Source organism: Boseongicola aestuarii (genome assembly GCF_900184815.1).
GTDB classification, from domain to species: domain Bacteria; phylum Pseudomonadota; class Alphaproteobacteria; order Rhodobacterales; family Rhodobacteraceae; genus Boseongicola; species Boseongicola aestuarii.
On sequence record NZ_FXXQ01000013.1, the window covers coordinates 1 to 19,469 of the forward strand.

General features: G+C 56.1%; 14 protein-coding genes. 12 read left to right on the forward strand and 2 right to left on the reverse strand.

Features of this window, described 5'->3' with window-relative positions; translation table 11 throughout:
- The first annotated feature begins 13 nt into the window (after positions 1-13).
- The 6 genes from BOA8489_RS21115 to urtE all read left to right on the forward strand — a co-directional run bounded on the left by BOA8489_RS21115 (position 14) and on the right by urtE (position 6,758).
- A complete protein-coding gene (locus tag BOA8489_RS21115) occupies positions 14-124 on the forward strand; it encodes an integrase core domain-containing protein (protein WP_370807277.1) in 111 nt (36 codons plus the stop codon).
- A gap of 658 nt (positions 125-782) precedes the next feature.
- Positions 783-2,054, forward strand: coding sequence for an urea ABC transporter substrate-binding protein (urtA, locus tag BOA8489_RS16295; protein WP_093975378.1), 1,272 nt, complete (start codon positions 783-785; stop codon positions 2,052-2,054).
- A gap of 73 nt (positions 2,055-2,127) precedes the next feature.
- Positions 2,128-4,065 carry an urea ABC transporter permease subunit UrtB gene (gene urtB, locus BOA8489_RS16300; protein ID WP_093975379.1) on the forward strand — a complete coding sequence of 646 codons (1,938 nt, stop codon included), beginning with the start codon at positions 2,128-2,130 and terminating at the stop codon, positions 4,063-4,065.
- A gap of 17 nt (positions 4,066-4,082) precedes the next feature.
- On the forward strand, positions 4,083-5,327 hold the full coding sequence (locus tag BOA8489_RS16305; protein WP_245813923.1) for an ABC transporter permease subunit: 1,245 nt from the start codon (positions 4,083-4,085) through the stop codon (positions 5,325-5,327).
- Positions 5,324-6,076 (forward strand): urea ABC transporter ATP-binding protein UrtD, encoded by a 753-nt coding sequence (gene urtD / locus BOA8489_RS16310; protein ID WP_093975380.1) that lies wholly within the window; start codon positions 5,324-5,326, stop codon positions 6,074-6,076. The genes BOA8489_RS16305 and urtD overlap by 4 nt, the downstream gene beginning before the upstream one ends.
- Positions 6,069-6,758: an urea ABC transporter ATP-binding subunit UrtE gene (urtE, locus tag BOA8489_RS16315; protein WP_093975381.1), complete on the forward strand. Its 690-nt coding sequence runs from the start codon at positions 6,069-6,071 to the stop codon at positions 6,756-6,758. The genes urtD and urtE overlap by 8 nt, the downstream gene beginning before the upstream one ends.
- A gap of 43 nt (positions 6,759-6,801) precedes the next feature.
- On the opposite strand, the gene katG is transcribed toward urtE, so the two are convergent.
- On the reverse strand, positions 6,802-8,979 hold the full coding sequence (gene katG / locus BOA8489_RS16320) for a catalase/peroxidase HPI (RefSeq protein ID WP_093975382.1): 2,178 nt from the start codon (positions 8,977-8,979) through the stop codon (positions 6,802-6,804).
- A gap of 116 nt (positions 8,980-9,095) precedes the next feature.
- Between katG and BOA8489_RS16325 the strand changes: the two genes are divergently transcribed.
- The 4 genes from BOA8489_RS16325 (at position 9,096) to BOA8489_RS16340 (ending at position 14,119) form a co-directional block, all read left to right on the forward strand.
- Positions 9,096-9,980: a hydrogen peroxide-inducible genes activator gene (locus BOA8489_RS16325; protein ID WP_093975383.1), complete on the forward strand. Its 885-nt coding sequence runs from the start codon at positions 9,096-9,098 to the stop codon at positions 9,978-9,980.
- A gap of 149 nt (positions 9,981-10,129) precedes the next feature.
- Positions 10,130-11,086, forward strand: a complete 957-nt coding sequence (locus BOA8489_RS16330; protein WP_093975384.1) for a glycosyltransferase family 2 protein — start codon at positions 10,130-10,132, stop codon at positions 11,084-11,086.
- A gap of 31 nt (positions 11,087-11,117) precedes the next feature.
- Positions 11,118-12,980 carry a glycosyltransferase family protein gene (locus BOA8489_RS16335; RefSeq protein ID WP_141138315.1) on the forward strand — a complete coding sequence of 621 codons (1,863 nt, stop codon included), beginning with the start codon at positions 11,118-11,120 and terminating at the stop codon, positions 12,978-12,980.
- Positions 12,977-14,119 carry a glycosyltransferase gene (locus tag BOA8489_RS16340; RefSeq protein WP_093975386.1) on the forward strand — a complete coding sequence of 381 codons (1,143 nt, stop codon included), beginning with the start codon at positions 12,977-12,979 and terminating at the stop codon, positions 14,117-14,119. The genes BOA8489_RS16335 and BOA8489_RS16340 overlap by 4 nt, the downstream gene beginning before the upstream one ends.
- A 553-nt stretch (positions 14,120-14,672) precedes the next feature.
- On the opposite strand, the gene BOA8489_RS16345 is transcribed toward BOA8489_RS16340, so the two are convergent.
- On the reverse strand, positions 14,673-15,641 hold the full coding sequence (locus BOA8489_RS16345) for a glycosyltransferase family 2 protein (protein ID WP_093975387.1): 969 nt from the start codon (positions 15,639-15,641) through the stop codon (positions 14,673-14,675).
- 532 nt (positions 15,642-16,173) lie between these two features.
- Between BOA8489_RS16345 and BOA8489_RS16350 the strand changes: the two genes are divergently transcribed.
- Together BOA8489_RS16350 and BOA8489_RS16355 are read left to right on the forward strand one after the other, a co-directional pair.
- Positions 16,174-17,916 carry a class I SAM-dependent methyltransferase gene (locus BOA8489_RS16350; protein WP_141138316.1) on the forward strand — a complete coding sequence of 581 codons (1,743 nt, stop codon included), beginning with the start codon at positions 16,174-16,176 and terminating at the stop codon, positions 17,914-17,916.
- Between the two features lie 286 nt (positions 17,917-18,202).
- Complete coding sequence (locus BOA8489_RS16355) at positions 18,203-19,468, forward strand: lipopolysaccharide biosynthesis protein (protein ID WP_093975389.1); 1,266 nt, start codon at positions 18,203-18,205, stop codon at positions 19,466-19,468.
- Position 19,469 lies beyond the last annotated feature (1 nt).

The window sequence follows — 19,469 nt, forward strand, 5'->3', positions numbered from 1 at the left end:
GGCACAGATCGTCATCAATCATTGGCTTAAGCAGTACAACCACACACGTCCGCACCAGGCTCTGAACATGCGACCACCAGTGCCAGAAACTCTAATCAGAAATGGCACAGAACTTGGGGGCTAGACACTCATCCTGCACCAACGCCCACTCACAAACCGCTAGCAGGTCTCATCTGGTTCCTCCGTAGGCAAGTAGACGATTAATCTACTGAGCTAATTGTGCTGTTCCTGCGTTTTTGACGCCGCCTCATTTGGTATGTTTCACTTGGCGCTTTTGCTCCTTAAGTAGAAATCTGAGTATCCCTCATAGATCGTTCCAGTTGTTCCAGTTGGGGATTCATCAATTGAATCTCCGAGAGCGCGGCTTTCCAATGATCTTGGTTGTCCGTTGAATTCGTGATCTGAGCTAACTCTTTATCAAGCACATTGGCGGACCTCGCTACTCTTCTCAGTAAGGCATTTTCGAGGCCCAGCGGTGATTTAGTCCGAAGGCAATCAATAGTCTCATTTAATTTTGCAAGATCTTGCCTCCTCTTTGGAAAACGAGGTCAGTTCAGTTGGCGAGCTTGTTGACCATTGGGTGTAGCATGCGGATGTCTGATTGATGACAATCCCGGTCGCGATTGACGGCCACCCCATGCTCAATTAATCCGCAATCCGCGTTCGTTCTGCCACAAAAACCGGCATACTGCTGCGATGCAGCACGAATTAGACTATCATTGATGGTGACTCCCCTCTGACCGTTTCAGCATTTGGCGAGACACTAACAAGGGGGTCACACAATGAAACGATCACTACTACTGGCGGGTGCTTGCGCCATCACAGCCGCACCTGCCTTTGCGCAGGATTGCCCGATCAAGGTGGGTGTTTTGCACTCGTTGTCCGGCACGATGGCAATCTCGGAAACGACACTGAAAGACACGGTTGAAATGCTGGTCGACCAGCAAAACGCAAAGGGCGGTCTGCTTGGCTGCGAACTTGAGGCAGTTGTCGTCGATCCGGCTTCGGACTGGCCTTTGTTTGCCGAAAAGGCGCGCGAATTGCTGACGGTCGAAGATGTCGACGTGATTTTCGGGTCATGGACCAGCGTGAGCCGCAAGTCCGCGCTTCCGGTTCTGGAAGAACTGAACGGTTTGATGTTCTATCCGGTGCAGTATGAGGGCGAGGAGTCGTCCAAGAACGTGTTCTACACCGGCGCGGCTCCGAACCAGCAGGCCATCCCTGCGGTCGATTATTTCCTTGAAGAACTGGGCGTTGAGCGGTTCGCGCTGCTTGGGACAGACTATGTTTATCCGCGCACCACGAACAACATTCTTGAGGCGTATCTGAAGTCCAAAGGTATCGAGGAAGAAGATATTTTTGTGAACTACACGCCGTTTGGTCATTCCGACTGGGCGACGATTGTAGGTGATGTTGTCGAGATGAGCGAAGATGGCCGTCAGGTTGGCGTGATTTCGACGATCAACGGTGACGCGAACATCGGTTTCTACAAGGAGTTGGCGGCGGCCGAGATTTCGGCGGACGACATTCCTGTGGTGGCTTTCTCGGTTGGCGAGGAAGAACTGTCGGGTTTGGATACGACAAACCTTGTCGGGCATCTGGCCGCTTGGAACTACTTCCAGTCGGCTGACACGGACGTGAACGCCGAATTCGTCGCCGCCTGGAAAGAGCGGATGGGCGAAGATCGTGTGACGAACGACCCTATGGAAGCCCATTATATCGGCTTCAACATGTGGGCGAATGCGGTCACGCAAGCCGGCACGGCGGATGTCGATGCTGTGCGTGAAGCGATGTACGGGCAGGAGTTTCCGAACCTGACCGGCGGCATGGCTGTGATGTTGCCAAACCACCATCTGGCGAAGCCTGTGTTGATCGGTGAGATCACGGCGGACGGCCAGTTCGATATCGTGAGCCAGACTTCGGAAGTGCCGGGCGATGCATGGACAGACCACCTGCCAGCCAGCGCAAAGCTGATGTCTGACTGGCCGGGCAAAGGCTGCGGCATGTGGGACACCGAGACGGAAAGCTGCGTTCAGATCCAGTCCAACTACTGATCTGACGTAACGACCGGCCGGCCCGAGACCTCCCTCTCGGGCCGGCGTTTTTCACTCTGGTGGGCCACCTAAAATGCGCATTCTCAGTTTGCTTGCGATCCTTTTGAGCTTTTCTTTTCAGGCACATGCACAAGAAGGGCCGATGCAGACCCTTCTTCAGACCTATGCGGAAGACATTGCGAAGCCATCACGCCAAACGATCCAGCCGGTGCTGGATGAACTGGCCGCCTCAGGCCTGCCTGCAATGACGGGCTTTCTGGAAGCCTGGTCCGACAAGGGCGTGGTGCAGCGCGATGAAGACGGGCAGTTTTTCTATGGCGTGCGCGAGGGTGACATATATCGGCTGAGGTCGTTGGAAGACGGATCGGACGCAGGCGAGGTCGGTCGGCGAGAAGCGAGCGAGTTGAAGCCAAACTCGGGCGTGCGAAAACTGATCGCGACGACACTGGTGCAGTTTCAATTGAATGATCCCGATCCCGAGCGGCGTCTGGCAGCGCTTGATGCGTTGACACGCAATCCGACGCCCGAGCTTCTTGCGCCATTGCGCGCCTCGATCGAGGGTGAAGAGGTCGCGAGTATCCGCAACCGCAAGGAGGCGCTGGATCGTCTGATTTCGATCCGGTTCGGGACGAACACCGAGACGCGGGTTGATGCAATCAACTGGATGTCCACGCAGGTTTCGCTTGAGGCGCGGGCGGCACTAAATTCGGTTCTGGTGACGCGTACGGTTGTCGGTGTTCCGCCGGAAGGCGCAAACATCGCGAGGACTTTGGCCGTCGGGCGCGATTTGACGGAAGAACGCGCCTTGGAGCGTTTGGCGCAAGAGGGGATTGTCCCTGATCTGGTGGAGCGCACCGAGCGCGATGCCGCTTTGATTGCGGCGATTTCCGACGGGTCTGTGGCCGGGGTTCCGGTGGCCGATCTGAACACGGAAGAGGCGCGCTGGGCGACTTACGAACGGCTGGTAGTGGCAGGCGTTGCGCCTGCGCGCCCCGATGTCGGGGCAGTTGCGGACTTGATCGCGGCCAACCCAATTGTCGAGATTTACGAAGAAGCTGACCCTGCGGTCGTCGAGGCCGCCTTGGCGGCGCTGGACTTCGTCGAGGCGCGCGTGGCGCGGGCGGAAGCGGTTGATCTGGGGCTGGATGCGATGTCGCTGGCGTCGATCTATTTTCTGGCCGCCATCGGTCTGGCGATCACTTTTGGGGTGATGGGCGTGATCAACATGGCGCATGGCGAGTTCATCATGATTGGCGCTTACACAGGCTATGTCGTGCAGCAGTTCGTACCGGATTACACGGTGTCCTTGATCATTGCTCTGCCGCTGGCGTTTGTGGTCGCGGCGGCAGCGGGTGTGGCTTTGGAGCGGTTGGTGATCCGGCATCTGGCGCATCGCCCGCTGGAAACGCTTCTTGCGACGTTCGGGATTTCCGTCGCGTTGCAACAATTGTTCAAGAACATCTTTGGCACGCAAGCCGTGCCGTTGACCTCGCCGGATTGGCTGGCGGGAGCCTGGGTGCTGAACGATGTGGTCGGGATCAGCTATATCCGGATCGCGATCTTTGTGATGGCGCTGCTGTTCTTGGGACTGTTGGTTTATATCCTGCGCCGCACGCGGCTTGGGCTGGAAGTGCGGGCCGTGACGCAGAATCCCGGTATGGCCGCAAGCCTTGGGATTGACCCGGATCGGGTCGGCATGGCGACCTTCGCGCTTGGATCGGGCATTGCGGGTGTTGCGGGCGTGGCGATTGGATTGTTCGCGCAAGTGACGTCTGAAATGGGCACGGGCTATATCGTGCAGAGCTTTATGACGGTTGTCGTGGGCGGTGTCGGGTCGGTCTTCGGCACGCTGGCGGGGGCTGGGCTGATTGGCGGGTTGCAGAAGGGAATTGAGTGGTTGAACCCTTCAAATACGCTGGCCGCACAAACCTATATGATCTTGTTTATTATCCTCTTTATCCAGTTCCGACCCCGCGGGATCGTGGCGCAAAAAGGCAGGTTTGTGCAATGACCGCGACGGCGACGAACATGCGTGTAGGCGCCAACAAGGCGGCGGCCAAGCCTCGGGCCTTGATCATGCGCACCGATGTGCTGGTGTTTCTGGCGTTCTTGGCGCTGGTCACAGTCGGGGCGACGGTTCTGGCGCAGGCGGGACTTGTGTCGGTGTCGTTTGTGAAGCTTCTGGGCAAGACGCTTTGTTTGTGTTTGGCGGCTTTGGCGATGGATTTGGTCTGGGGATACACCGGGATTTTGTCGCTGGGGCATTTCGCATTCTTCGGAATCGGCGGATATGCGATTGGCATGTGGTTGATGTGGGACCGCACCGAGTTGATCGTGATGGACACGCTGTTGCGGGCTGAATTGCCGCCGACGGCGCTGGAGATCGAAGAGGCGATTGGCACGCAGATTTTCGGCGTTGTGGGCTCGTCAGATATTCCTTGGCTCTGGACGTTTGCGGGGTCTTTGCCGTTGCAACTGGCATTTGCAGTACTGGTGCCGGGGTTGATTGCGCTAGTCTTTGGATGGCTTGCGTTTCGCAGCCGGGTGGCGGGGGTTTACCTGTCGATCCTGACGCAGGCCGGGACATTGGCGTTGTCGCTTTGGCTGTTTCAGAATGACAGCGGTTTGCGGGGGAACAACGGGCTTTCGGGTTTGCAGAACCTGCCGGGGCTGGATGATGTGCCGCAGTCGGTGGTGTCGCTTTGGTTCTTGTGGGCCTCGGCTTTTGCGCTGGGGCTTGGGTATATTCTGGCGGTCTGGACGGTGTCGGGGCGGTTTGGGTCTGTGCTGCGCGGTATTCGCGATGACGAAGCGCGGGTGCGGTTTTTGGGGTATGAGGTCGAGCATTACAAGCTGGCGATCTTCACCGGCACGGCGATGGCCTGTGGCATTGGCGGCGCACTGTATTATCCGCAGGCCGGGATCGTGAATCCGACTGAGATTGCGCCGATTGCTTCGATTTATCTGGCCGTTTGGGTCGCGATTGGCGGGCGGGGTCGGCTTTACGGGGCGGTGATCGGGGCAGCTGTGGTCAGCCTGTTGTCAAGCTGGTTCACGGGCGGTGGGGCGCCGGATATTGATCTGGGGTTCTATGTGATCAAATGGACCGACTGGTGGCTTGTGCTTTTGGGGTCGAGTTTCGTTCTGGTGACGTTGTTTGCGCCGAAGGGTCTGGGAGGGTTCGTCGATTTGTGGACGAACCGGCGCTCGACCCGGCGGGATGATCTGGGGCCGGATCAGGGCAGTCTGCGGGCTGAGGAGGAGACACCATGAGCGCGCTTCTGGAAGTTTCGGGCGTGTCCAAGAGCTTTGACGGGTTCAAGGCGATCGACAATCTGTCGTTTTCGATCGGCGAGCCGGAGTTGCGGGCGATTATTGGGCCGAACGGGGCGGGAAAGACCACGTTCATGGACCTTGTGACTGGAAAGACGCGGCCCGATAGTGGGACGATCCGCTACGGCAGTGCTTCCCAGGATTTGACGAAGATGTCCGAAGCCAGGATTGCGCGGGCCGGAATCGGGCGGAAATTTCAGAAACCCACTGTGTTCGATGACCAGACGGTGACCGAGAACCTGACGATGGCGCTGAAGTCTCCGCGCTCGCCGTTTACGGTGTTGATGCGGCGTCCGTCTTTGGTAGAGCGTGCGGCAGAGGTGGCGGATCAGGTTGGTTTGCGCGGCGACATGGGAAGGCGCGCCGGAACGCTGTCGCATGGGCAAAAGCAGTGGCTGGAGATTGGCATGTTGCTGGCGCAGGAGCCGCGATTGTTGCTGGTTGACGAACCGGCGGCTGGCATGACGGCTGCCGAGCGGGAGCGCACGACGGCGATGCTGGTCGAGGCGGCGAAGTCGCGGGCTGTGGTGGTGATCGAACATGACATGGAGTTCGTGCGGCGGCTAAAATGTCGTGTGAGCGTGCTACATGAAGGGCGGGTTCTGGCGGAAGGGTCGCTGGATCATGTTTGCGCCGATCCGCGTGTGATTGACGTCTATCTGGGGCGGCAGGAGGCGGTAGATGCTTGAGGCGAAGAACGTCGATCTGCACTACGGCGGCAGTCAGATTTTGCACAGTGTCAATCTGGTGGCCGAGCCGGGACGCGTGACTTGCGTCATGGGGTTGAACGGAACCGGGAAGACCTCGCTTTTGAAGGCGATTGCGGGGCGGCATCCGGCGGATGGCGAGATCTCGCTGGAAGGTGCCTCAATGCCGAAAGGGGCGCGGGATCGCGCGCGGGCGGGGATTGCCTATGTGCCGCAGGGGCGTGAGATTTTCGCTCAGCTAACGGTGGCTGAGAACCTTGAGACGGCGTTTGCCTGCCTGCCAAGCGATGAGCGGCGGGTTTTGCCGGAGATTTTCGAGTTGTTTCCGGTGCTGGCCGAGATGGCGGGGCGTCGGGGCGGGGATTTGTCCGGCGGGCAACAGCAGCAGCTGGCGATTGCGCGGGCCTTGGTGACCAAGCCAAAGGTTTTGCTTTTGGATGAGCCGACGGAGGGTATTCAGCCGAACATCATTGCGCAAATCGGCCGGGTGATCGCGGGATTGCGCGACAAAGGGACGATGGCGATTGTTCTGGTCGAGCAACGCTTTGATTTCGCATGGGATTTGGCGGATCGGATCGTTGTCTTGAGGCGTGGTACGGTGTTGCGTGATGAAGAGCGCAAGACCGCGTCGCGCGAGGCGGTTCTTGCGGACGTGTCAGTCTGAGGGAGGTCTGTGGGCAGCTTTGGCGCTGCCCACAGTTTTTGGCTTAAGCGACCAGATCGAAGCGGTCGGCATTCATGACTTTTGTCCATGCCGCTACGAAGTCGCGCACAAACTTTTCGCCGTTGTCGTCCTGAGCGTAGACCTCGGCGTAGGCGCGCAGGATCGAGTTTGAGCCGAACACGAGGTCCGCGCTTGTGGCAGTCCATTTGGTTGTGTCAGTGGCCCGGTCGCGGATCTCGTAGGTGCCGTCGTCGAGGGGCTCCCATTTGTAGGCCATGTCGGTCAGGTTGACGAAGAAGTCGTTCGTCAGCTGGCTTTCGCGATCGGTGAACACACCGTGCTTGGTGTTGCCGTGGTTTACGCCGAGAACGCGCATACCGCCGATGAGGACCGTCATTTCCGCCGCTGTCAGGCCCAGGAGCTGAGCCTTGTCGAGCATCAGTTCTTCCGGCGCGACAGCATAGCGTTCCTTTTGCCAGTTGCGGAAACCGCAGGCGAGGGGTTCGAGGACGTCGAAGCTTTCGGCGTCGGTGTGGGCTTCGGTTGCGTCTCCGCGACCGGGTGCGAAGGGCACCGTAACCGAATGTCCAGCGGCTTTGATGCTCTGCTCAAGTCCGACGACACCGGCCAGTACGATCACGTCCGCGAGAGAGGCACCTGTTTCGGAAGCGATGGGCTCGAGGATGCCGAGGACTTTGGCCAGACGCTCAGGCTCGTTTGCGACCCAGTCCTTTTGCGGGGCAAGGCGAATGCGGGCTCCGTTGGCACCGCCACGCTTGTCCGAACCGCGGAAAGTGCGCGCGCTGTCCCAAGCCGTTGCGATCATTTCGGCGGCGGACAGGCCGCTTGAGGCGATCTTGGCCTTGACGGCGTCCATATCGTAATCGGTTGCGCCTGCCGGGATCGGGTCTTGCCAGATCAGGTCTTCGGCGGGCACGTCGGGGCCGTAGTAGTTGGCCTTTGGTCCCATGTCGCGGTGGGTCAGTTTGAACCAGGCGCGTCCGAAGGTGTCGGCGAAATACTCGGGGTCTGCACGGAATTTCTGGCAGATCTCGTTGTAGATCGGGTCGACTTTCATGGCCATATCGGCGTCGGTCATCATTGGCATGCGGCGCGCGGACGGGTCGGTCGCATCGACCGGCATTTCGTCATCGGGCATGTTGATCGGCTTCCACTGGTTTGCACCGGCAGGGGATTTGGTCAGTTCCCATTCGTAGCCGAAGAGATAGTCAAAATAGCCCATGTCCCACTGGGTCGGGTGTTTGGTCCAAGCCCCTTCGATGCCGGAGGTGAAGGCGTTGGTGGCCTTGCCTTTGTGGCCGGGGTTTGCCCAGCCGAAGCCCTGGGTATGGACCGGACAGCCTTCTGGTTCGGCTCCGATGTGGGCATGGTCGCCGCCGCCGTGGGCTTTGCCAACGGTGTGGCCGCCGCAGGTCAGGGCGGCGGTTTCTTCGTCGTTCATCGCCATGCGGGCGAAAGTTTCACGTACGTGGAGAGCTGTGCGGGCCGGATCGGGGTTGCCGTTGACGCCTTCGGGGTTGACGTAGATGAGGCCCATGTGGACCGCCGCCAGCGGGTTATACATGGTGTTTGGTTCGTCGAGGTCGGCGTATCGGTTCTCGGACGGTGCGAGCCACTCGTTTTCAGCCCCCCAGTTCACGTCGGTTTCCGAACCCCAGATGTCTTCGCGGCCAAAGCCGAAGCCGAAAGTTTTAAGGCCCATGGATTCGTAGGCCATGTTGCCGGCGAGGATGATGAGGTCGGCCCAGCTAAGGGCGTTGCCGTATTTCTTTTTGACCGGCCAGAGGAGGCGACGTGCCTTGTCGAGACTGGCGTTGTCGGGCCAAGAATTCAGGGGCGCAAAGCGGATGTTGCCCGAGCCCGCGCCGCCGCGTCCGTCGCCCATGCGATACGAACCGGCAGAATGCCACGCAAGGCGGATCATCAGACCACCGTAATGACCCCAGTCTGCAGGCCACCAATCCTGGCTGTCGATCATCGCGGCTTTGACGTCGTTTTTTACGGCCTCATAGTCGAGACCTTTGACGGCTTCGCGGTGGTTATAGTCGGGGTCCATTGGGTTTGTGCGGGCGCCGTGCTGGTGGAGGATGTCCAGATTGAGCGCACGGGGCCACCATTTTGTGACCGGGTTGCCAAGCTCGGTATTGCCGCCGTGCATTACGGGGCAGCCGCCCGTCGAATCAACGTTGTTGCCGTCCATGATATTCTCCCTTGAATTCAGGTGTTTAGGGCAGGATGCCCTATTTGGAACCATTCTAACAAAGCTATTATATTAACTCCAATTGGATATATTTTGATTTATGATAAGTTGAACTTATGATTGGCTTGACCCTCAGACAGCTGAGATACTTTGAAGCGCTTGCACGGCACCTTCATTTTGGGCGCGCGGCAGAGTCCTGTTCGATTTCGCAGCCCGCTTTGTCATTGCAGATCAAAGAGTTGGAGGCGATGTTCCACACGCCTTTGGTCGAGCGAGGAGCGCGGCAGTTGCGGCTGACAGCGATCGGTGAACGCCTGGCAGAAAAGGCGCGCAAGATCTTGCTGTCGGTCGAGGAACTGGACGATCTGGTGCGGGCCTCGCAGGATTTGCTGGCAGGGCGGTTGCGCATCGGGATCATTCCGACGGTCGCGCCGTATTTGCTGCCGTCGATTATTTCGACGCTGACTGACCGCTTTCCCGACCTGGATCTCGAATTGCGCGAGGCGGTCACGCGGTCCTTGATCGGGGATCTGAAGGATGGTCGTTTGGATGTGGCCGTCGTGGCCTTGCCTGTGTCCGAGCCGTCACTGACCGAGTTTTCGCTGTTCGAGGAGGAATTCGTTCTGGTGCGTCCCGCAGAGGATGCGGGCAAGGCGGTTCCATCTGGCAAGGCGTTGCAGACGATGCGGTTGTTGCTTTTGGAAGAAGGGCATTGTTTTCGTGATCAGGCCTTGTCGTTTTGCGAATTCGAACGCAGTCAGCCGGGTCGGTTGATGGAGGGAAGTTCGCTGTCGACGCTGGTGCAGATGGTGGGCGCGGGTATGGGCGTCACCCTTATTCCCGAGATGGCAATGGCGCTTGAAGTGCAGTCGGCGAAAGTGTCGACTGACCGGTTCCCGGCTCCGCGTCCGTCGCGCCGGATCGGGATGGTCTGGCGGACGACGAATCCACTGTTTGACCAGCTTTTGCAGATCGGAGCTATTTTGCGGTCGATGCGGTAGCCGCCGTGCATTGGTTTTGGCGTTTGATGAAGGTTGCGAAACAGTCCGAGTAATTGTTCACGGATTGTCAGTAATTACCCGCGCCAAGCCCTTTTGTTGCCACATTCACTTAATAGTTCCATGCTTAAGATGAAAAAACGGCCCGTGGCATGAAACTCATTATACAAATTCCCTGTTTCAACGAAGAAAAAACCTTGCCGGAGACGCTTGCGGATTTGCCGCGAGAGGTGCCGGGGTTCGATACGGTCGAATGGCTGATCATCGACGATGGCTCGACCGACCGTACGGTCGAGGTCGCGCGAGAGGCGGGGGTCGATCACATCATCCAACAGCCCCACAATCAGGGGCTTGCGACCGCGTTTTTGACCGGAATGGAAGCGGCGTTGCACGCAGGCGCGGATGTGATCGTGAACACGGACGGCGATAATCAGTATAACGCGGCGGGAATTCCCGCACTGTGTGCGCCGATTCTCGAGAAACGCGCGCAAATCGTTGTCGGCGCGCGCCCGATTGCCAGTATCGAGCATTTCTCACCGGTGAAACGTGCGCTGCAGCATCTTGGCAGTTGGGTGGTGCGCAAGGCCAGCGGGACCGATATCGATGACGCGCCAAGCGGGTTTCGCGCCATCCACCGCGATACCGCCAGCAAGCTTTATGTCTTTGATCGCTATACCTATACGCTGGAGACGATCATTCAGGCGGGGCGGATGGGCATCCCGATTGTGTCGGTGCCGATCGAGATCAACGATCCGACGCGGGAGTCGCGGCTTTTTCGCTCGATCCCGCAATATGTTTTCCGCTCAGCCAAGACGATTTTGCGGATCGCAGTTCTTTATAAGCCGCTACGCTTCTTTTCCTATCTGTCAGCGCTTGTGATGTTGCCGGGCCTTATCGCCTTTCTGCGGTTTCTGTATTTTTACGCCATCGGAGAGGGCGACGGTAACGTGCAGTCGCTGATTATCGGTTCGACGCTGATCGGGGCCGGGACGCTGTTCTTCGTGGCGGGACTTTTGGCGGATCTCGTGGCGGCGAACCGGATGCTGTCGGCCGATATTCGCGGCCGTCTATTGCGCGCCGAGTTGAAGAACGCGGCTTTGGAAAAGTGATAACAGCACGCCGTTACGATTGGACTCTGACGTGACCCCCACACAAACCCGAACAATTCTGTTGTATGGACTGAGCCTCGTGCTTCTGGCGATGCCGTTCTTTGCTTCGACCGGTTTTTTCATCATCGATGAAGTGGTTTATGTTCTGTCGGTGCAGGCGTTTCATGCAGGTCAGGATCTTTTCGTCGATAACGGTTATCTCGGCCATCCTTCCGAGGATGCGGCGATGCTGGGTTTGCTGGTGCCGACAGAGAACGGGTTGGCACCGCAGTATCCGGCAGGGCTTGCGGTACTGGGGTCGGTATTTTTCGAGGTTCTGGGCGCGCGGGGGCTTTTGCTGATCAATGCGCTGGCGGCGGTGGGAACATTGTTTGTTACTCACATGCTGGCGCTGCGGTTTTTTCAGAGCGTTGCGGTGGCCAATCTGGCGGTCGCGCTTTGGGCAGTTTTCAGTTTCATGCCCGAGTACGCGGTCGGCTTCTGGCCGCATATGGTCAGCATCTTTTCGGTGCTGTCAGCGTTCTATCTGTTCCTGCGTGCGATTGATGAGGAACGCCCGTTTTTGTGGGCAGCGGCGTCAGGGCTGGTGCTGGGGGCGGGGTTGTTGTTCCGCGTCGATGGGATCCTGCTGTTGAGCACGATTGCCTTGGTGACGGTGCTTTATGCACAGAAGCCTCTGGTGGTGTTTGCCGGAGGGTTGGTCGGATTGGCGCCGGTTTTTGCCGTCATGGCGTGGATCAATTCGCTCAAGTTCGGGACCCTCAATCCGATTTCCTATGGGCATACCGCCGGAAGCGCGGTCGATCCGGTGAAGTATATCTCATTTGCTGTGATTGCCGGTCTTGCGACGCTTGGGATCTGGGCGATACGGGTGCGCGGCACTGTTCCGGAGGCTGTAATGCGCGCCCCGAAAAGCGTGGCGTTTGTGATGGTACTTGCGGTTGCGGCATTGGTGATGCTGGTGCCGCAACTGGAGCGGGTGGCGCGGATCATAGTGCATGGTGTATATGTTTTGGTGATCGACGCGCGCTGGATCAACGATCCGCGCCCAGGTGCGTGGACTGGCGCGGACAACACGATGTTTCTTTGGGGTATGACCAAGAAAGCTTTGGGGCAAAGCCTGCCCTGGCTTGGTGTGTTAGTGGCGCTGTTCATTCTGCCAACTGCAAAGCGTCGCAAGAGCATTGTGATCGTTGTGCTTTTTGTGGTCTTGTGGTCTTTGCCTTTCATTCTGCGCGTCTGGCACGGTGGGCTTGGGTCGAACATGCGATACTTTCTGCCTACTGTGCCGCTTTTGTCGGCGCTTTGTGCTTGGATTATCCTTGAGATTTTTGAACGGCTGGAAACGCCTGCGCGACCGCTTTTGGTTGGAGCGGCGATCACGTTGGCGGGGACGCAGACCTGGACGCTGTTCAGAGAGTCAGGGACGGCTGGTGTGCAGCAGGTTCTATCTACTTATGTTCTATACGCGGTTGTGATCCTGACCGGGATCGGGGTCTTGTTTGTGCGACTGCGCTTTTTGGCCGGCGTTGCGGTCGGACTTGGGCTGGCGATGTCGCTCGCCAACAGCTTGTTGGATCAAAGAGCGGCGCAGGCCCGGCGCGGAGCTACCTATGAAAGGGCTGAGGTCTTTGCGCAGATGGCAGGACCAATATTGGTTTACAGCGCGCCAGAGAGCGCGGTTCTTGCGAACAGAAAGACCGATTTGATTTCGTCAATCGTGCCGTTCGACCATGACTTTGCGGATCGCGATTTTGTGGCAAGCGCGCTTGCAGACGGTCGTCGCTCGTTTGTACCCGAGGTTGAGTATTTTCAGTTTTCTCCGTGGTTTGAGGCTTTGTCGCCTACACCGCAGGACGTGCCCGAGCGATTTCTTGAGATTGTGCAAAGGTGAGCGGCGCGGCTTCATCTGATGGCACGCCGTTGCGGGTCATGGTCTGGGGGACCTACGATCTTGGCAAGCCGCGGACGCGATTGATGGTGCAGGCGCTTCGTCACAGCGGGGCCGAGATTAACGAGATCCATGCCCCTGTTTGGGAAGGGGCCGAGGACAAGTCGGTGATGCACAGATCCGATGCTTTGAGGCGGGGATTGAGATGGGCTTTGGCTTATCCTTGGCTGGTTTGGCGGTTTGCACGTGCGCCAAGGCCGGATGTGGTTGTGGTCGGGTATCTGGGGCATCTGGATGTCTTGATCTTATGGTTTTTTGCAAGACTGCGCCGCGTGCCAGTGGTCTGGGACGCGTTCCTGTCGCTCTACGACACGGTTGTGATGGATCGGCGGATGGTTTCCTCGAGCCATCCCTTGGCCTTCGCGCTGAAAGCCTGGGAATGGCTGGCTTGCAGGGCTGCGACAAAGGTTGTGGTAGATACCGAGGCACAGGGCGCGTTCTTTCGCGACTTTTATGCATTAGGGCAAAACAAGGTGGCGTCGGTGTTCGTAGGGGCTGAGGCGTCGGTCTTTCCCCCGGCAACGACGCGCAATGAGAACGATCGTCGGCGCGTTGTGTTCTATGGTCAATTCATTCCGCTGCATGGGATCGCGACGATTGTCGAGGCAGCGCGTCTTTCGGGGTCACGTCCGCTGGACTGGCTGATCATCGGCATGGGCCAGCAGGCCGATGTTATCCGCGAGATGCTGGAGGCGGATGCGCCTGCATCGCTGAGCTGGACGCCTTGGGTGCCCTATGGCGAACTGGTGAAACATATCGCTTCTGCAGATGTCTGTCTTGGTGTCTTCGGCGCTAGCGAAAAGGCTGGGCGTGTGATCCCGAACAAGGTATTTCAGGTGGTGTCGGCAGGCCGGCCATTGGTGACACGCGACGGGCCAGGGATGCGCGAACTGGTGGGCGAGGGCGCAGAAGGTATCAGGCTGGTTCCGCCGGCTGATCCTGCTGCCCTTCTGGCCGCGGTTGAAGATTTGATCGCAGAAGGTTCGGGGGCGAGGGATTTGCACGGCGATCTCAGATCGCGCTTTTCGATAGAGGCTTTGGCGGAACGGTGGAAAGATATATTGATGGAGGTTGTTCTCTAGAAAGTCAGACTAGAAATGAATAACCAACGCACAGATTTCGCGAAGTTTTCTTACTTCGTCCTCGGTTAAGTGATTGCTGAGATGAACTACAAAGTGAAGTCACTGCCTCTGCAATTGAGCAAGCTTTCTTCGAGCTCTATTCACACCTTCACTCGCTTTGCATGCGACGCCGTCCGCTCACGGATGTATTATTAGCTCCGTCATCACTTACGAGCAATTGTCAATCTTTGAATTTTGCGATTCTAAGGAGCGTAGTGGCTCGAAGAGAAAAGCCGCTCCATTCATTGCTGCAGGAAATACACCGATCGTAGGCACTATGCTTAATTCCTAAGTCCTTTGCGGCTCTTGGTCGATTAAGAACGGACAACACAATCAAACGTTTTCCTTGGAGGTCCAAGTCCGCTTGCTCAACTGTCAAACCCTTTGACTGCGAAGAAGGACTTTTCAGGTTTGTTCTCCCAGATTTCCATTTCGTCAACTTTGGAGGGACGGCGGTGCTTTGGGACAGAGCAACGCGCGAGGCATTAGGAAAGTAAACCTGACTCGGGTCGTGTCAAACGAGGCAAAACAAAACAAACCGTCTGGCCCAAGCACTCGGATAGACGGCGCGTCGCATCATAAAACTCTTTCGTTTGAGAAAACTCTGCTCGGCTAGTTGCGAGAACTCGAGTACGATTTCGCGGTCTTTGTCTGAAAGCGCATCACTAAAAGTATGGTGAAAGGCACCAGCTTGCCGCTGCAATTTGCCTAGTACAACAATTGTCTTGCCAATCGTCCCCCTTGGATCAGCTAAAAAGCGTTTGAACATAGACCATGGGTCCCAAGAAACCGCTCCAATCGCATTGGCATCATGTTGGCGGTATTTGATGAGAGGCTCGCGTACGGCCCGCACGGCGCCGAAATGCCCGGCTATCAATGCCAGCCACCAATCGTGAACATGCACATCATTTGGAACTGGCGTTGAGCGCTTTCTCAAATCTGCGTTTCCAAGCATGGCACAGCCTGTAACGACATTTTGCAGCAACAAGCTTGCCCGAGCGCGATCAAATGATGGCACCGGTTCTAAGTTAATGAACGTAATATGCGACTCTTCCCAAAATCGCTTACCAGTCGCGTTTAAATTCGCATCAACAATCTCAAGATCGCAGTGCACTAGGAGCGGTTTGTTCTCTCCTATTTTGGCTTCCATGTCTTGGATTTCGCTCAAAAGCCGCTCGATCTTGTTCTCAATCCAATAGTCGTCTTGATCGCAGCACGCAAAATAGGGCGCGTCAGAGCGTTCGATCAAACGCCCAAAACTTGCGGCAGGCCCCAAGCGGGATTCACCATCTTCTAGAACGACCAATTCGCGACCGACATCACTTGCCCATTGTCGTATCAATTCGACACTGCCATCCTCAGAGCCGTCATCGCGCATGAGCAAACGCCAATCCCTGTGGGTTTGAGCTTGTAATGAGGCAAGTTGCTCGGGCAAGTATTTGGCACCATTGTACGTTGCCAGAAGAATGTCGACTCGAGGCATCAGTTTGCACGCTTTGTCAGAAGAGGATCGACCTTACGGGATGGAGCGGTCTTATCGTTCATACGGCTGACATCTCCGCAAAATTCTAATATTAAAACCATTGTGTCGAAACTATTTGCCATATCATCAAGCGGTTTTTGGCCATGGAGCATAACCTCTTGGGTACCAAAGACGTCCGCGCAACGCCCTTTGCTTAGGTTTTTTAGTTGGTCCTGTGTTCACGTCTTCAAACCTGTTAGGACTTTGTTCGACTTGTTAAGGTATATCAACTCTTTGTTCAAAAAACATCTTACTGGCTGTTGAGCTAAGACACGCCGCGGGCTCGACAAACGGACTTGATGAAGTGGGTGATGTATCCGAGCCGAGTTGGTTTGAAAAAGAGCGCGTAGCTCGCTCTCGTCTTGCCCAAAAGCACCAGGTTGGATGGCGGTTGAAATTCGGATAGTTCCCGTCCAATAACCAAAGCGGCTTTGCTTGCTCTGCCGTTTCGCTCCATTTTTACCGCTGACCACATACGACAAGGAATAGTTGTTTGGACCGTTTTGAAAAAGACTTTCGCTACGACAATGAACGCAATGTTTGGTCTTTAAAAGCAAGGACAGATGTTTTCACCTATTCGGATGGCGACAATAACGAAAATTATTTGCTTTCGGTCATGCGCAACGCTGCCAGTTGCGAAGTCATGTCAAATGATTTGACGCGCGCAATGAAAGACTGGCCGTCAACTTACCACTTGCATCATCAGCGATGTAACCTTTTCCGGCCAATTGATAGTCTGACTATTGGCCCAATACTAGAGATTGGGGCGGGGTGTGGAGCTTTGACAAGGTTCTTGGGCGAAAAGGGCGAAACAGTCGTTGCCTTGGAAGGCAGCCCAAGGCGTGCATCGATCATCGGTGAACGTTGCCGGGACTTGCCGCGGGTATCAGTCCTTAACGCCAATTTTCAAGACTTCCACACAGACGCAAAGTTCAAAACCATCACGCTTATTGGCGTTCTCGAGTATGCCCGCCTCTATTTTCAAGATGGAAGTGCCGAGGACCCAATCGATCAGTTGCTACGCCGGGTTTCTAGCATGATGGCCCCCGATGGGGTGCTTATTGTTGCCATCGAAAATCAGTTAGGATTGAAGTATTTCGCAGGATTCCCAGAAGACCATTTGGGTACTCCGATGAGTGGGATTGAGGAACACTACGATGACAATAGTGTTGTCACGTTCGGCCGTAAAGAACTTGGCAGGAGGCTGGCGGACGCAGGCCTGTCTGAACAACGGTTCGCCTACCCATTTCCTGACTACAAGTTCCCAGAAGCAATATTGTCTGAGCAAGCTTTAACTGGCCCTCATGCAGAGAAATACGCGGATCTCGTCGCTGGTTGTGTTGTAAATGATCGCCAGCGCCCCAGCCGCCCAAGCTTCCGGATCTCTAAGGCTATCCGACCCGTTGTCCGAAATGGATTAGGGCCCGACATGGCTAACTCGTTTTTAGTAATGTGTTCGAAGACGGAAGGGGCTCTCAAGGGCACGCTTGAAAGCGGCGCGATTTATTTTGGGAACGGAGACCGCAAGAAGCCCTATTTGAAAGTCGTCGAATTTAACGAGCAAAAGAACGGGCTATACGTCACCCGCCGTGCGTTGACTGACATACCGCCGCCGTCGAATGCCAGCGTCACCCAGGTCCTAGAGGACGAGCTTTTCGTCGAGGGGACAAATTGGGGCAGTAAACTGCAGGATGTAATGCTAAAAAGAAACTGGAGCCTTGAAGATGTCGAGGTGTGGGCACGCGTTTGGTTTGAAGCTTTCAAGGCAAAAGCAGATATCCCTTCAAGTACAAGACTTAGGGCTGACACTGAGATTGATGGCGTACTGATGGACGCAATTCCAAAAAATCTAATCGTTGATGATTCGGGTGTGGGTCACTTCTTCGATCTCGAGTGGAAAGCTGAGTCCAAATTAGAACTTGGATACGTTTTGGTTCGCGGTCTCGCAGATTCACTTGCAAGTGTTGAATCTGCAAGAAAATCAAAGCATTCGTCAGATTTGACTAGCCTGATAGGTGATCTTTGTGCGGGTCTGGGTGTTCCGCTGAAGCGTGCCGAAATATACGTCCAACTAGAAAAAGAAGACAAATTTCAAAGGGAGGTTTCATACAAACCGGGGGTTGGGAGCAAGCTCCGGTTGTTGCGCAGTCATATTTCGCATCCAAACGTAAATAGATTGGACAAGGTATTGAGGAATTTGAAACGTTCCATTTATTTTTTTCGTCACCCTTTCTAGGCTCATACAGTAAACGAAAGTAGATAAGCTTTTTGGCTCTATGGTGAGCATCAAGAGAACGCGTAAGTTCCCAGAGCTTGGGTAGCGTAGCAAGTTCAGGCTGGGCCTATGGCTTGGGAAGGAAACCCGGACTAATTGATCTTCACCGGTCTCCGGGTTGATCAACCTAGTGGTTGCACGACCGAACGCGCGTCCGGGTAAGTACTTTCATGCTTCTGAGTATTTTTAGTTTCGTGGCAAGAACCTACAAGCTTGACCTTGGTCGTTGAAGTACCGAAACAAGGTCATGACCAGTAGAGCGACATTCCGAGAACGCTTCCCCGGAGCGAGTTCAATCATCGAAAACGGTGCGCTCTTGACAGGTGCCAGATGGGCGGAAACAGGTATTCGCGCTGTCTACGCTGTTCTTATTGGGCGACTCTTGGGACCTGAACTTTACGGAGCATGGAGTATCACTCTTGCATTGTACACCTTTGCCATTGGCTTCACACATTACGGTCTTGAAAGCATTATTCCTTTAAGACTGAGTAGACAGAAAGACGCCCAGTCGTTCATCGGTACGACGTTATTCGTGCGATTGGTTTTGCTCGCCACAGCTGCAGTGTTTCTGGCATTGCATGTCATGGTGTTTGTGGGGGATTGGTTCTCGCGTACTGCGTTGCTGATTGTATTGCCGGCGCTTATCGGGCGTGGAGTTGTCCTTTGGGCACGGTCCGTGTTTGTGGGTCTCGAGGATAACCGCGTCGCGTTGCAAGTAACGATCAGCATGCGACTCCTTGAGCTTCTCTTCGGGCTATCGTGCATCTTGGTTGGGTATGGGCTGTTTGCCCTGCTGGCACTTCATGCTGCAACGTGGGTCATCGAGGCGTTTGCTATGCTATTCGCGTTGTCACGGCGCAGAGCGCTTGCTCTTAGTTTCACGGAGGACGAGTTTCGGGATATTGGAGCGCGCGGAGCAATTCTCGGGCTTGGTTCGATAGGAATGGGCGCCCTGTTGTCTTTGCCGATCATTCTGACGCGATATGTGTCTGGGGACATTACCGCTGTGGGTCAGATGGCCATGTCGATGCAGGTGGCCAGTTTGGTCGTTATGGCTGTTCATAGCGGATTTGCTGCTTCGTTGCCGATTGTCAGTCGCGCCATCAGCGTGGGCGATCCGAGGGTTCGGTATTACTCAGCGCTGACGGGTTTGGGCGTGGCAGTTCTTTTTGGATTTGCGGTCGTTGCTGCCCAGGCTTTTGGACCGCTGGTTTTTTCGCAATTGCTGGGCGAAGAGTTCGCATTGGCGGGCGAATGGCTGACACCTGCGCTTGTGAGCGCAGGTATTATGACACTGCCAACCGGCGTGGTGCAGCTTTTGATTGCAAAGCAAAGGGTGTGGTCCCCGGCGGTCGCTTCGTGGGTTGGTGCTTTGATTCTTGTACTGACCTTGCCCAGTCTTGTCAGGAGCCAAGGCCCGTCGGGTGCTCTATATGCGGCGGCATTGGGATGGGCCTTTTACGGCGCGGTTCTGGTTGCGTGGTCAGTGGCGACGCGCGACAAGCAGGTTTAGG